The sequence below is a fragment of the Balneola vulgaris DSM 17893 genome, from assembly GCF_000375465.1.
Classification (GTDB): Bacteria; Bacteroidota; Rhodothermia; order Balneolales; family Balneolaceae; genus Balneola; species Balneola vulgaris.
Map to the genome: position 1 here is coordinate 65,756 of NZ_AQXH01000004.1, position 14,195 is coordinate 79,950.

A 14,195-nucleotide genomic window follows, 5' to 3' on the forward strand; every position below is an offset into this window, starting at 1 on the left:
AAAAATATAGTAATAACTGGAGCTTTTAGAAATAGAAAGAGGCCATTAGAGATGTGGAGACCTAATTTTAATATTTCTTAGTTCAGTGAATATTTAACCACAGAAATTGGGCACGGTAAATCTGGATTGCTAGTCCTTGTTAGTGATGGATGAAGGTCAGCTGCCGAAGGATTTCCGCTGATCTGAACTACAATTTGATTGGGAACTACCATATCTAAATCACCACAAGTAGGCGAATACTCTCTAACCCATGCAAATTCAACGTCTACGCTATCACGAACCATACGCTCAAGTATGGATGTAGTCTCTGCTCGGCTACTAGGATTGAAGCCATTTTCCTGTGTACCTATATAATTAGCAAACCGCCATTCACTTTGGGAAGGGTTACTTAAAATACTGATAGTGAATGAACCGGAATTACCCGAATCATTGGCGCCACAATTAATTAAAAATAGAAGGGATAATAGACTTAAGTACAATCTCATGTGTTTGTGTAATTTAAATATGCTGCGATGGCAGAAATAACAGCCACAACCCCTCGCTTATTGTATGAAGTGGGAAATATTATGTAATCAATTGTTGAGTTTGAGCGGAACTACGAATCAGTGTAAGTAGATTTTCGCTCGATATACCGATTTAAAAACCCGAAGAGATAGTTAATGGTAACAATAATAATGGTCGCCCCAACACCGATAAGGTATTGTTTAAGCGCAATACTCACTCCTATACCTGAAGCCATCAGGATGGTAGCTGCCGTAGTTAAATAGCGGATATTTTGGTCAGATTTGTTTTTAAGAATAGTGCCTGCACCTATAAAACTCACCCCAACAATCACTGCATGAACCATACGAACGGGATCAACGCCCAATCCACCATCAGGGATGAATTGATTGAAGTCTAAAACCACTACTCGCCCTAATGAAACCAATAAAGCCGAAGCTCCGGCAATTATCATATTGGTGCGAAATCCAGCGGGTTTATTTTTCCATTCACGTTCGAATCCCAATACACCGCCTAGAATTAGGGCGATGGTTACATCCATTAAGATTTGGACTTGGCCTAGCATAATCGAATTTAAAATCCTCTGTAAAGATAATTGATATGCTATTTGTAGAGTAAATTCCCCCTAAAGTTCCGGAGTTATAATCTCATACTAGAACGAAGGCATCGGAAGTTTTTCAGAAACTTCGATGGTACCATTGATATCTAAAAATGGACAATTACGAGCTATTTCTTCGGCTTCACCTATAGAATTGGCTTCTATTATTGTATACCCTGACATTCCAATTTGGCTTCCTTCAGTAACGTTTCTATTGGGAGCTATAGATCGGGTGTTTTTAAAAGGATTGGCAGGCTCAATAGCTTTCTCTCCCAGATTGCTCAGCCATTTCTGATAGTTCATCATGTGTTGCGTACTTTCCTCTTTATTGCTAGGGTAGTCGCCGCCTAAGTAAACGAGTACAAATTGTGCCATTGGTTTCTCCATAAATTGATAGATAGCTCAATTTACACGAAGTGGCTTGGGAAGCAATAAATAATGCAAATTAGGCTAATTAGAAACTTCCTAACTTGTTAAGATTTGGAATCCAAATACTTCAAATCCGAAAGGTGGTAAAAGCTATCTTAAGGTGAACTAAAGATATTAAGTATGGATCCAGTTACACATGGATTAGTAGGAGCAAGTAGTGCTCAATTGTTTTCAGATAAGGAGAGCTTTAAAGTGGCATCTCTGGTGGGCTTTATTGCTGCCTTAGCCCCTGATGCAGATGTATTTTTGGGCTCCTCTTCTAACCCATTACTTACCCTTGAGCTACATCGACAGTTCACCCATTCATTTGTATTTATCCCATTTGGGGCATTAGTTGTTACTTTAGTGCTCTGGGTATTTGTTAAGAAGAAGCTCAGTTTTAAACAGACATACCTGTTCAGTCTACTGGGCTATTCAACTGCAGGGCTTATGGATTATATCACTAGTTACGGAGTGCACATGTTTTGGCCCTTTCTAGACGAACGCTTCTCTTTAAATCTTGTGTCCGTATTTGATCCCATATTTAGTTTAGGACTACTAATTGCGGCATCTATAGCATTCTACAGAAAGAATAAAAGGTATAGTATTGGGTTAGTTGGGTGGCTAGCCGTGTATCTATGCTTTGCAGGGATTCAACAAACTAGGGTGGAAAATCTAGCTAATGACCAATTAGGTGGGGATAATAACTCCAATAAGGAATTTATCATTAAACCCACTATCGGAAATCAAATTTTGTGGAGTGTTCGAACGGTGAACCAAAGAGAAATATGTAGTTATGGTATTCGAGCAGGTCTATTTTCAACTCCAGAAGTTTATGAAGGAGATTGTGCAGAACTAATTGATTGGAATTCAGAATTTAAATCATTCAAGGGTACCGCGATGTTTAAAGATATCGAGCGGTTTTCGAGATTATCAGAGGGGTTATTAGTTAGGCATCCGAATCACCCAGAAGTTCTTGGAGATGCACGCTATTCCATGCTTCCAACTACTTCAAATCCATTATGGGGAATCACCGTTGATACCACAAAAACGGATCGGCATGTAGACTTCGATTCATACCGTGATGCTAGTCCAGAGGTAAGAACAAAGTTTTTAAATATGCTTTTAGGCAGAACGAAATAAAATGCCAGTCTCTCATTACACATACTAAGAGTGTGCTGCTTGAAGCTAAAGGAGCTGTTCAGTTATTGTGAGTCTAATTGAAAAAATTGAAGAGCATTTTTAAAAAGTAGTTTATCCTTTTGCATATCAGATAGAAAAGAAGCTTTCTGTAGTCGTTCAAGGATCATAGGTATGGGAAGGTTATCACTTCCAAACATCAACTGATCTTCAAACCCGGCATCAATAAAACTTTTTAGGAACTGGTGGTACATCTCTTCAGGCATTACACTATTCAAGATGGATAAATCAGCATAAACATTAGGGTGTTTTTTCATGAGGGAGATAGCCTGCTTATGAAAACGAATTTCACCTCCGTGCATTAACCAAATTTTTAAGCCAGGATATTTTTTGAGTATGGGCTCAAGCATAAGAGGATTTCCTAATTCTTCATTGAAGTTAGGGCAGCAAGTGGGTAAGCGTCGCTCTTTAGGCGGACCATGCCCAGCATGCACACCGATTGGAATATTGAGCTCATGAGCTAGTTCAAAGTATGGAGCTAGTTTAGCATCGGTTGGGGGTATACCGTAATACACATACAGCAATTCACCCATTACAGTAAACGTGCCCTTTTCATATTGACTTCTTAACCACTCTATATCTGGCCACCCACCATTCTCAGCAAAACAATCATATCCAACGGGATATTTTCCATCTGCACAGGGAAAGGAAGGGCCCACAAGAAAAGTATTTGGTGTTTTTGCTAACCATTCTTGCCCTATTGTTTGGTTGGCCACTGATAGCGCAGCATATTTCACATTAAATTGTTGGTGGTGCTCAATTGTGGCATTTAGGCCCGATATCATGCGTTCTGATTGTTGGTTCGTGGCATGGAAATGCACATCAAAAATAAACTTAGGGTTGTAAGTGGTGTTTTGGGCTGCAAGGGATTGACAATAAAAGATCCCAAAAATGATCAGGCTTAAGTGCTTAATAATCTTCATATAAACAAATGAGTTAGCTAAAGGAACTGTAGTCAGTAATTTAAATGGTTAAAGTTTAAAAGCAATTGACCAAGTGTACTGAAGGTCAATAAATAAACTTTAATGCTGACGATAGGTACAATCTATCAAAACAGAATTTTAATGTAGCTACGATTTGGTATTTTTAAGAGCTAAAAAAGTATAGAAGACATCTAAAGAATAAGTTAGTAGTATGGATAAAAATATAACACATAACTCAGGGGACAATACCTCAAGTTACAATGTAAACAACGCATCGAAATGCCCATTTAGTGGAGGTGCATTACGTCAGAGCGCAGGAGGAGGTACCAAAAACAGAGATTGGTGGCCAAACCAATTAAACCTCAACATTCTTCGTCAACACTCTTCCCTATCCAACCCAATGGATGAGGATTTCAATTATGCTGAAGAGTTTCAGAAATTAGATTTAGCAGCGGTTAAGCAAGATATCTACGATCTACTTACCGACTCACAAGATTGGTGGCCAGCCGATTTCGGACATTATGGTCCATTTATGATTCGTATGGCTTGGCACAGTGCAGGTACCTACCGTATTGGTGACGGACGTGGTGGTGCTGGTTCAGGTACGCAACGTTTCGCTCCTTTAAATAGCTGGCCAGACAATGCTAACTTAGACAAGGCACGATTGTTACTTTGGCCAGTAAAAAGAAAGTATGGTAGAAAGCTTTCTTGGGCCGATTTAATGATTCTTGCAGGAAACTGTGCATTAGAATCAATGGGCTTTGAGACCTACGGATTTGCTGGTGGTCGTGAAGATGTTTGGGAACCAGAAGAAGATGTTTACTGGGGTTCTGAATCAGAATGGCTAGGCGATAAGCGTTACACAGGCGACCGTGAACTTGAAAACCCGTTAGCAGCGGTACAGATGGGTCTTATTTATGTGAACCCAGAAGGACCTAATGGCAACCCAGATCCTGTTGCTGCAGCTAAAGACATTCGTGAGACTTTCGCAAGAATGGCAATGAATGATGAAGAAACAGTTGCGCTAATTGCAGGTGGTCACACATTCGGTAAAACGCACGGCGCAGCAGATCCTGAAGAATATGTAGGTCCAGAACCTGCAGGCGCAAGCATTGAAGAGCAAAGCCAAGGTTGGACCAATAAATATGGTACAGGCCATGGCGCAGATACCATTACTAGTGGTCTTGAAGGCGCTTGGACTACAACACCAGCAAAATGGAGCCATGATTTCTTCAAGCACTTGTTTGAGTATGAGTGGGAACTAACTAAAAGTCCAGCAGGCGCTCATCAGTGGAAACCAAAAGATGGAGCTGGTGAAGGTACAATTCCTGATGCTCATGATCCAGAGAAGAAACATGCACCTTTCATGCTAACAACCGATTTGTCACTTCGATTCGACCCTGAGTACGAAAAAATCTCTCGTCGTTTCTACGAAAACCCAGATGAATTTGCAGAAGCGTTTGCTAAAGCTTGGTACAAATTAACGCACCGCGACATGGGGCCAAAAGCAAGATACCTAGGTCCTGAAGTACCAGAAGAAGACTTAAGCTGGCAAGATCCTATTCCTGCAGTAACTCATGATCTTATTGATGATAATGATGTAGAGATGCTGAAAGGAAAAATTCTTGATGCTGGACTCAGTGTATCTGAACTAGTGTCAACGGCATGGGCTTCAGCTTCTACTTACCGCGATTCTGATAAGCGTGGTGGCGCAAATGGTGGACGTGTTCGTTTAGCTCCTCAAAAAGATTGGGAAGTAAACAATCCATCGCAATTAGAGAAAGTGCTAGATAAACTGGAAGCAATTCAAAAAGCCTTTAATGAAGAGCAATCAGGCAACAAAGCTGTTTCAATGGCAGATATGATTGTTCTTGGGGGATGTGCTGGTGTTGAAAAAGCTGCTAAAGATGCTGGCTTCGACGTTACAGTTCCATTCACTCCTGGTAGAGCGGATGCTGGTGATGAGCATACCGATGTAGACTCATTCGAGCCACTTGAGCCTGCTGCAGACGGCTTCCGTAATTACTTCAAGCCTAAGCACAATACATCAGCAGAAGAAATGCTGGTTGACAAAGCTCAATTACTAACACTTACAGCTCCAGAAATGACAGCACTAGTAGGTGGTATGAGAAGCATCAATACAAATTACGATGGTTCAACTTTAGGCGTATTCACATCAAAGCCTGGAACACTTAACAACGACTTCTTCGTGAACATCTTAGATCTTGGCACAAAATGGAGTGCTACTTCAGATCACCAAGATAGATTTGAAGGTCGTGATCGCAACACAGGTGAGTTGAAGTGGACAGGTTCTAGAGTAGACCTCATTTTTGGATCAAACTCAGAACTACGTGGAATCGCCGAAGTATATGCGTGCGATGATGCTAAAGAAAAATTCGTAAACGACTTTATCGCAGCTTGGGATAAAGTGATGAATTTAGATCGATTTGACGTGAAGTAATTCAGCAAGTCATAAAAATTAAAAGCAGGTTTTAGCAATAGAACCTGCTTTTTTTATATCTAAGAATTAAAAACTAAGCTTAACGCCACCGTTTATAACGAAGCCATCAAGAGGAGCATAAATATCTTTGAACTCAGGGTTTTGAATACTTCCCGTGTAAATGGCATCAAATCGTGTTTGCCGTGTATCCATGAAGTTCTCAAAGTTTAAGAATAGGGATAGTGTGGACGTCATTTTCTTTTCCATCATTAAGCCCGTAATCCAATAGGATTCGCCCTCTGAACCATCGCCCAAGAGCTGTGGACTATAATAATATGCTTCCAAGCCTATCCAAAACTCACCATGCTTTTCATACATCAGCACATTATTTAATCGGTGTTTAGCAACTAATGGATACCGTTGGCTATTTCCATTGGTATGTTGTTGAACATCAGCATGGGTATACCCAACAAACAGCTTCAAGTCTTTATAGCTCCATTTTAAGTTTACTTCTACCCCTTTTGTATCCAAAGAACCATTAGGCTGAGTGAATTCATATTCGGAATTCGATTTGGTTAAAAGAAGGGGGTCGTTGATGCGTGTATAGAAGAAAAGAATGTTCGAATTTAGCACTAGATCATTGGTAATCGGAATTCGGTAATTGATGTCAATATTCGTACCTAATGATCGCTCCGCTTCTAAAGCATCAGAGTCGAGCGGTTTAACATCCTGAAACTGACGGCGCTCGCTTTCTTCTGAAAATAATGTAGGCACTTTATAGCCATACCCACCACCAATACGCATGGTTAATTGTTGTGAAGGTTCAACCATCAATGAAAGTCGTGGAAGCAAAAACGAACCATAGGTGCTATGAATGTCATATCTAAGGCCCGTTTCTAAGGTCCACATGGAGTGCAATGGTGTTGTATTTTGAACAAATAAACCAAAGGTATGCTCATTGAAGTCGAGTGTGTAAGATGCAGAACCTTGCTGTTGGTCGAAGTTTTCCGTCCATAGGTTTAACCCACCAATCCACTCTGAACTTCCATATCTGGTTCGAACATTGACCTCACTAAAGGAAGATTGTTGAAGGCCTTCGAATACATAATCTGGAATCTGAATGCTTCGATCGAAATAACTAAAACTGTTCTTTATTGATAAATGGGTACGCTCACTGATTACATGCTGAAGATCAAAAGTTGACGTGATGCGCTGAGTTTCATTCCGTTCAAAATACAGATTCGAGCTCCTATCCCCTTCAATATAATCGATGGAACCGCCTAGTCGGTCTTCAGTGGTAATATGCATTCCAACATTAATATCAGTGTGGTCAAAATAGAAAAAGACCTTAGGATTGAGGGTAAATCGATCAAATTTTGGAATAGCCGTTAAGCCAATATCAGCCGGGTCATATTCTGTGCTTTTATTGTACGAACCAAACACAGTAACCCCAAAGCGGTCGTTTCGGGTAGCATAAAAAGTGCTAGCATCGAGCCCAAGAGCGGATGTTCCATTCAGCATAAAACTAAGTTCAGGCTCATCAGAAGGTGTTTTCGAAATTAAATTTACGATGCCCGCAATGGCTCCACCACCATATAAGGTTGAGGATGCTCCTTTAATTAATTCAACTTGCTGTAAATCAAGCGGGGCAATCTGCATTAAACTTAGTCCACCCGAATATCCTGAGTATAAAGGTAATCCATCACGTATTAATTGAGTGTATTTACCATCTAAGCCTTGAATACGAATACTTGAATTATAACTAGTGGCTGATGTCTGTTGAGTTCTTACACCCGTGCTTTCATTTAACAACATTCTGATATCACCCGGTTTCATATTTCCTTTTTCGGCCAGCTCCTCACCAGCAATAAACTCCACCCTAGTTGGACTATCTTCAATAGTTCTACTACTACGCGTAGATTGTACCAATACCACTTCTAACTCTTCGTGGGCATGCTCTAATTCAAAAGTGATAGGCATTTGTCCACCAGTAATTGGAAATGAGAATGAACGCACTATAGATTCATAACCAACATAGCTAATGCTTACTTGGTGGGTGCCAGAAGGAATGTTGTTTATTTTGACCAACCCATTTGCATCGGTAATATCCCCTTTTGATAAGCTTTGAAAATACACCGTAACTCCTACTAAGGGGTCTTGGTTATCATGGTCAATTACTTTAGCACTAAAAGTATGCTGAGCTTGTACGCTGAAAGAAATGGCAAGAGCAAATATGAAGGAGTACGGAAGGAGTCTATATCTCATGGTCTATGCTTAGTATGGATTTTAGAAGACCTAAGATTACACACAATTCAGAATAAAAGGTGCAAATGATTATTAAATAAGCAGTCGTAGTGCACTATTACTTTTCTAATTACCACGAGACAATCGACTAGTTTTGCGCTTTATTATGAACGCCCATGCAGTACCTACAACTATAAGCAGTGTAGGAATGGCTCCGGGTTCATCTTCTACCACAATCATAAATACCATTAGTAGGATTCCGAATGCAAGCATGAGCAAAGGAATAAGAAGTATGGTTGGTGACTTAGGTTTAGTTGTATCCATTATTTTTGGGCTTTGATAATGCCTTCTAGCACTTGAAGGTGAGCTTCAAAAGCTTGGCGGCCTTTTGGAGTAACGAAATATTTAGTATTGGGTTTTCTATCTACGAACGACTTCTCTATACCTATAAACTCAAGTTGTTCTAACTTCTTGAGATGCGTAGCTAAATTGCCGTCTGTGACATCCAAAAACTCTTTAAGCGAATTAAAATCTAGATAATCATTCACGGCTAATGCCGACATGATTCCCAGGCGTACTCTATTTTCGAAGGCTTTATGTAAGTTATCGAAGGATACTTGCACAATCGATCACCGCTCGTATTTAAAGTGCATGGTAGCACCATAAACGATATGCATAAGGCCAAATCCAATTGCCCACAACAGTACGCCCCACTGCACGAACCAACAAGCTAACAACCCAAGCACAATCTGAATGATGCCAAGGTACTTTATATCATGATAGGTATAGGAGCCGGCCGTGTATAATGCGATGCCATAAAACAGCAGCGTAATAGGTGCGATAAGTCCAACTAAATCATTTTGAAGAAGAGAAATGGAAAGTACAGCTCCGGCAATTAGTGGAATACTTACATTGGTGACCACTCGACGTGTTGTGGCATTCCATATTTTCTCATCCTTCTTTTGAGCCTTCCTCCAGGATAATAAAATGGCTGAAAGAACGGCAAGCACCAAGGTAGCTAGGGCCGTTAGCACTAAGCCCTGCTCATGTTCTGCATTAAGAGTATAAGCCATAGAAGTTGGATTAAACTCGAAAACATTAGCGCTTACCCAAGCGGCACCTAGAGCATAGCACCCAGCCAGAACACCAGATAAGCCGGATAAGGATAAAAATTTGGAAGAGCGCTCCATCATGGCGCGAATTTCAGCAAGATCTTGTAAGTGTTCGGATTGTGGGCTCATAGAAAAGTACTTTTAATTACAAAGTAACTCGTTCCACCTACATCTGCAAAAAAAAGGAATTTGGATCAAAACAGCTTTGGAGAGGCGATAAAAGTTGTTTTTTAATACTCAAAAATTCATAGACATAAAAAAAGCCCACCGCTTGGTGCGCTTTACTTTCAAGTAACTCCTACCAATATACGGCAGAGAAGGTGGGTTGACCAAATCTTTTTAATTATAGATGTCTAATGTATAAGTAATGTTTATTATTATCATTCTATTATTAACTTATGTTATAAAACACACCCCTACTGTTACCCCAAAGTACTGAAGTATTGATGTATTGAAAGAAAAATAATAGGCATCCGGAATACAGACATAGCCCTACACAGATACTGTCCAGCAAGACGACATGGTTGTTATCTTTATCTTTGTCATATCGACCGAAGGGAGATATCTAAAGATGGAAGTAGGTGCCCTAGATTTAATTAAATGAGATGAGTGAGTTGATACGACTCAATGGTTTGAAGTAAGATCTCTAAATTTAACCTAGTTCCCACCGTCCACGTTGGGAACGCATTCTTTAAGCACCAGACTCGCTGATAGCGATGCAATTTCCATAATCCAACAAAGACATCATCTTAAACGGCGCGAAAGATTATAAGGGATAAGGGTTTGGGATTTTATTCACTCGAAGTGAAAACAAGAGTGTTACCTTTATCTTTGTCATATCGACCGAAGGGAGATATCTAAAGATTGAAGTAGGTGCCAAGTTATAATCAATTTTGATGAATGATAGATTTAATGAGCCCTATATTATGAAGTATCTTATGACAGGTTTTAAATTTTCCCATTTATCCGTTAGTACCTACTATTAAGAATGATAATAGAAATTGTTTTTTTACTTGGCGCGATTCATGGTTTGTTTTTGGCACTCATTTTAGCCCTAAAAAAGACCAATCAGCTTCCTAACAAGTTACTTGCATTACTTATGCTTGTTTTTTCCATCGATCTAGGAATGGCGGCATTTTACAACAGTCAGTTATTGTCTGTTCATCCCATGTTAATTGGTATAGATTTTCCAATTACTCTTCTTTATGGCCCGCTATTGTTCTTATATGTTAAACTGATGAGAGATGGCAGTGACACACTCACAGTTTTGGATTACTTACATTTTATACCCTTTGTAGTACTGCTAATTTACATGATTCCATTTTTTATAGAACCGGGGAATGAAAAATTAGCCTTCACAAAATCCTCTATGGTTCAAGCTAATTCATTCGGGTTTAATGTTCTGAATAATTTAAAAATTGTACATGGGTTAGCTTATGCGTTATGCCTTTATTTCATGCTTAATTCCTATCGTAAGAAGTTGAAAAACTCCTATTCCTCTATTGAGAAAATAAACCTAAACTGGCTACAGAATATTGTAATGGGAGCCATCGTGTTAGCATTAGTGGCTGGAAGTATACATTTTTTCTCTGCTTCAAATACTTTGCTAATGGGATCGGGGGAAGGACTTTTCGGAAACATCAATTTATTATTCGTAACGGCATTCATTTACAGTATTGGATACATGGGTTTATATCAATCGGAAGTGTTTAGTAATTCCGAAATAGTACCTCAAGTGAACAAGCGTACCCTTCTTCAAGATCAATATCAAAAATCAGGATTGAATAAAAATGAAGCCGAGCAATATGTGATTCGTATTAAAGCTGTAATGGAAGAGCAAAAAATCTATCAACAAAATGATTTAAAACTAAGTGATTTGGCAAAGGAATTATCCCTTACTCCCCATAACCTTACTCAAATTTTAAATCAGTACTTAGATAAAAGTTTTTATGATTTTATAAATCACTATCGAGTTGAGGAAGTGAAGAAGAAATTATTGGATTCAGAAATGAATAATAAAACCTTTTATGCCTTAGCTCTTGAAGCTGGTTTCAACTCGAAATCTTCTTTTAATTCTGTTTTCAAAAAGCACACTGGGATGACCCCTTCTGAATTTAAAAAACGAAATCTTTAAGCCACTTAAAAAGTGCTATAAAGAATGTCCAATCCCACCGGAAAAGACGATTTAGAGCCTTAACACTCCTTTTATTCCCACAGAATATTAACAACCACACAAATTATTCTGTAGGATGAAATTCTTATTTGTTAAACCAACCCTATTCCTTTTTTTAATATTACTCACGCTTCCAGCTACCACCAAAGCACAATCGGGCACTATTCGCGGAAATGTAACAGATGCTTTAACCGATGAGGGGCTTATAGGTGCCAACATAATTCTACTGCATACCCAACCACTTATTGGAACGGCAACCAATCAAGATGGGGACTTTGAAATGGAAGATGTTCCCTTAGGTAGATATGATATCAAAGTCACTTTTTTAGGTTATGATTCTATAGTACTTCATGAAGTACTTGTACAATCTGCTAAAGAAACCATTCTTGATATAAAAATGACCGAACAAGTATTTGAAGGTCAAGAGGTCATTGTAACACCTGAGATAAATAAGTCGAACCCCATAAACGAGATGGCCTATGCTAGCTCGAGATCTTTCACTGTTGAAGAAACCCGACGTTATGCTGGAGGAGTTGATGATCCTAGCCGTATGGTTTCCGCCTTCGCAGGGGTCTCATCTGGTGGCGGCACACAGCAAAATGCGCTGATAGTAAGGGGCAATGCACCCAAAAATGTTCAATGGCGATTATTTGGTGTTGAAATACCCAATCCGAATCACTTTGCGGGTCTCTCCATAGCTGGAGGAGGAGGTCTCACATTATTTAGCAATCAGCTTTTAGCCGACTCAGATTTTTTAACAAGCGCCTTTCCAGCACAATATGGGAATGCTTTAGCTGGGGTGTTTGATATCAATTTCAGATCTGGGAATATGAATCGCCGTGAACACACCGCACAGATTGGGATCAATGGCTTAGAATTTGCTTCAGAAGGACCCTTTAATTCATCAAGTAACTCAACCTATTTATTTAACTATCGCTACTCTACACTAGCATTATTAATGCCATTACTTCCAACTGAAGGAAGTCTTCAATATCAAGACATATCCTACAAAATTGATTTCAGATCAAAAAAATATGGAAGAATTAAGCTGTGGGGTATAGGAGGATGGGATGGGCAATCACAAAATGCCACCTTTGATAAAAGCCAATGGGAATATGAGTTTTGGCATAGAATCAAATACAAAATGAATATGGGTGTAGGTGCTACAGGACTAACACACAATATTCTTATTGGTGAGAATAGTTCATTGGAAACCTCATTGGCTGCAACGATTAATTATACAAGCTGGCAGCAACAACGCCTCAATCAAGATGTAGTATTAGAGCCTAACTTAACTATAAATAATACAAGTGGAAGAATTTCTTTTCGTTCAGTACTCGATAAGCCATATTCAAAGTATCATTTAAATAGAACCGGAGTAAGTTTTCAATATCTATTATATGATTTGAAGCTTCAGAGCGCCCCAAATGATTCCCCTCCCTTAGCTACAATTATTGATGAACAAGGACATAGTGAGTTATTGCAATTCTTCACCCAATCCCGATTCTATATATCACCTAAGGTTACCGTACATACTGGAGTACATTCACAGTGGTTTGCACTTACTGAAGAAATGACCTTAGAGCCCAGAATGGGTGTTGAGTGGATTATGAATAATAATTCTAAGCTTAGTTTTGGGTATGGACTACATAGCCAAATAGAGGACTTACGTATTTACTTTATTAAAACTGATGATGAATACACAAATAAGCACCTAAAAATGACTAAAGCGCATCATTTTGTTCTTGGGTATGATTTGAAAGTAAAAGAAAATACCCGACTTAAAGTTGAGGTCTATAATCAAGAACAATACGATGTTCCGGTTATTGCAGATAGTTCATTTTCAATGATAAACTTTACTCAAGATTGGACCTTTAATGAGGCCTTAATAAACAAAGGTAAAGGACGGAATTATGGTTTGGAAACAACCTATGAACGATTCTTTAATAATGGGTACTATTATTTAGTTACTGGTACCATCTATAACTCTCAGTATAAAGGAGGAGATAGTAAATGGTATAACACTCGCTTCGATCAGGGCTATGCATTTAATGTATTAGGCGGAAAGGAATATAGTTGGGATGATGGTAAACGTGTACTAGGGTTAAATGGAAAAATAGCATATGTAGGGGGTGAACGCTTTAGCCCTATTAACTTTGACGCCTCGTCAAACTTCGAAGAAGTCCGTTATTTTAACCAACGTGCTTTCGAAAAGAAATTTCCGAATCGCCTCATTTTTGATGCTACCCTTACTTATCAAATCAACAAAGCTAAACACACCTCAGAGTGGGCGCTTCAAATAAAAAATCTCTTAATGGAAAAAGACTTGTCCCATGACTATAACTTTAAAACCAACCATGTTGATGTAGTTAAAGAAGGCTTCATTTTACCTTTTATCAACTATAGTTTTAAATTTTGATAATTACCTAACGAGGTCCAGACAATAGTTGTTAAGGAAGAAGTGTTTTTACTAGAACAACCAAAAATATGGGCAGCTGAATCATGCTTCATTTCGTTCCGCTGTCCAGCATGACAACAAGGGTGTTATCTTAACCTCGTTCCCAACATCCACGTTGGGAACGCATTCTAGAAGCTC

General features: G+C 39.1%; 12 protein-coding genes. 4 read left to right on the plus strand and 8 right to left on the minus strand.

The window, feature by feature from the left end:
* Positions 1-77: 77 nt before the first annotated feature.
* The 3 genes from B155_RS0109790 to B155_RS0109800 all read right to left on the minus strand — a co-directional run bounded on the left by B155_RS0109790 (position 78) and on the right by B155_RS0109800 (position 1,486).
* A complete protein-coding gene (locus B155_RS0109790; RefSeq protein ID WP_018128089.1) occupies positions 78-485 on the minus strand; it encodes a hypothetical protein in 408 nt (135 codons plus the stop codon).
* Between the two features lie 110 nt (positions 486-595).
* Complete coding sequence (locus tag B155_RS0109795) at positions 596-1,066, minus strand: MgtC/SapB family protein (RefSeq protein WP_040368448.1); 471 nt, start codon at positions 1,064-1,066, stop codon at positions 596-598.
* Between the two features lie 87 nt (positions 1,067-1,153).
* Positions 1,154-1,486 (minus strand): YciI family protein, encoded by a 333-nt coding sequence (locus B155_RS0109800; RefSeq protein WP_018128091.1) that lies wholly within the window; start codon positions 1,484-1,486, stop codon positions 1,154-1,156.
* 162 nt (positions 1,487-1,648) lie between these two features.
* Here B155_RS0109800 and B155_RS0109805 point away from each other — a divergent pair, with 162 nt between their 5' ends.
* Positions 1,649-2,650 (plus strand): metal-dependent hydrolase, encoded by a 1,002-nt coding sequence (locus B155_RS0109805; RefSeq protein ID WP_018128092.1) that lies wholly within the window; start codon positions 1,649-1,651, stop codon positions 2,648-2,650.
* Positions 2,651-2,712: 62 nt separating this feature from the next.
* Here B155_RS0109805 and B155_RS0109810 read toward each other — a convergent pair whose 3' ends face one another.
* Positions 2,713-3,630 (minus strand): amidohydrolase family protein, encoded by a 918-nt coding sequence (locus B155_RS0109810; protein WP_018128093.1) that lies wholly within the window; start codon positions 3,628-3,630, stop codon positions 2,713-2,715.
* 211 nt (positions 3,631-3,841) lie between these two features.
* Between B155_RS0109810 and katG the strand changes: the two genes are divergently transcribed.
* Positions 3,842-6,091 (plus strand): catalase/peroxidase HPI, encoded by a 2,250-nt coding sequence (gene katG / locus B155_RS0109815; RefSeq protein ID WP_018128094.1) that lies wholly within the window; start codon positions 3,842-3,844, stop codon positions 6,089-6,091.
* Positions 6,092-6,157: 66 nt separating this feature from the next.
* Here katG and B155_RS0109820 read toward each other — a convergent pair whose 3' ends face one another.
* The 4 genes from B155_RS0109820 to B155_RS0109835 all read right to left on the minus strand — a co-directional run bounded on the left by B155_RS0109820 (position 6,158) and on the right by B155_RS0109835 (position 9,555).
* Positions 6,158-8,335, minus strand: a complete 2,178-nt coding sequence (locus B155_RS0109820) for a TonB-dependent receptor (protein ID WP_018128095.1) — start codon at positions 8,333-8,335, stop codon at positions 6,158-6,160.
* A gap of 105 nt (positions 8,336-8,440) precedes the next feature.
* A complete protein-coding gene (locus B155_RS0109825) occupies positions 8,441-8,638 on the minus strand; it encodes a hypothetical protein (RefSeq protein WP_018128096.1) in 198 nt (65 codons plus the stop codon).
* Complete coding sequence (locus B155_RS0109830; protein ID WP_018128097.1) at positions 8,638-8,937, minus strand: winged helix-turn-helix domain-containing protein; 300 nt, start codon at positions 8,935-8,937, stop codon at positions 8,638-8,640. The genes B155_RS0109825 and B155_RS0109830 overlap by 1 nt, the downstream gene beginning before the upstream one ends.
* Positions 8,938-8,943: 6 nt before the next feature.
* A complete protein-coding gene (locus B155_RS0109835) occupies positions 8,944-9,555 on the minus strand; it encodes a hypothetical protein (RefSeq protein ID WP_018128098.1) in 612 nt (203 codons plus the stop codon).
* 859 nt (positions 9,556-10,414) lie between these two features.
* On the opposite strand from B155_RS0109835, the gene B155_RS0109840 reads away from it, so the two are divergent.
* The gene (locus B155_RS0109840; protein WP_018128099.1) at positions 10,415-11,560 is read left to right on the plus strand and encodes a helix-turn-helix domain-containing protein; all 1,146 of its coding nucleotides are present in this window, start codon (positions 10,415-10,417) and stop codon (positions 11,558-11,560) included.
* Between the two features lie 115 nt (positions 11,561-11,675).
* A complete protein-coding gene (locus tag B155_RS0109845; RefSeq protein WP_018128100.1) occupies positions 11,676-14,018 on the plus strand; it encodes a TonB-dependent receptor in 2,343 nt (780 codons plus the stop codon).
* Positions 14,019-14,195: the final 177 nt, after the last annotated feature.

Coding starts and splice junctions, on each gene's coding strand:
- B155_RS0109840 (WP_018128099.1), top strand. CDS start 10,415: ATGATAATAGAAATTGTTTTTTTACTTGGCGCGATTCATGGTTTGTTT.
- katG (WP_018128094.1), top strand. CDS start 3,842: ATGGATAAAAATATAACACATAACTCAGGGGACAATACCTCAAGTTAC.
- B155_RS0109790 (WP_018128089.1), bottom strand. CDS start 485: ATGAGATTGTACTTAAGTCTATTATCCCTTCTATTTTTAATTAATTGT.
- B155_RS0109825 (WP_018128096.1), bottom strand. CDS start 8,638: ATGGATACAACTAAACCTAAGTCACCAACCATACTTCTTATTCCTTTG.
- B155_RS0109810 (WP_018128093.1), bottom strand. CDS start 3,630: ATGAAGATTATTAAGCACTTAAGCCTGATCATTTTTGGGATCTTTTAT.
- B155_RS0109795 (WP_040368448.1), bottom strand. CDS start 1,066: ATGCTAGGCCAAGTCCAAATCTTAATGGATGTAACCATCGCCCTAATT.
- B155_RS0109820 (WP_018128095.1), bottom strand. CDS start 8,335: ATGAGATATAGACTCCTTCCGTACTCCTTCATATTTGCTCTTGCCATT.
- B155_RS0109805 (WP_018128092.1), top strand. CDS start 1,649: ATGGATCCAGTTACACATGGATTAGTAGGAGCAAGTAGTGCTCAATTG.
- B155_RS0109800 (WP_018128091.1), bottom strand. CDS start 1,486: ATGGAGAAACCAATGGCACAATTTGTACTCGTTTACTTAGGCGGCGAC.
- B155_RS0109845 (WP_018128100.1), top strand. CDS start 11,676: ATGAAATTCTTATTTGTTAAACCAACCCTATTCCTTTTTTTAATATTA.
- B155_RS0109835 (WP_018128098.1), bottom strand. CDS start 9,555: ATGAGCCCACAATCCGAACACTTACAAGATCTTGCTGAAATTCGCGCC.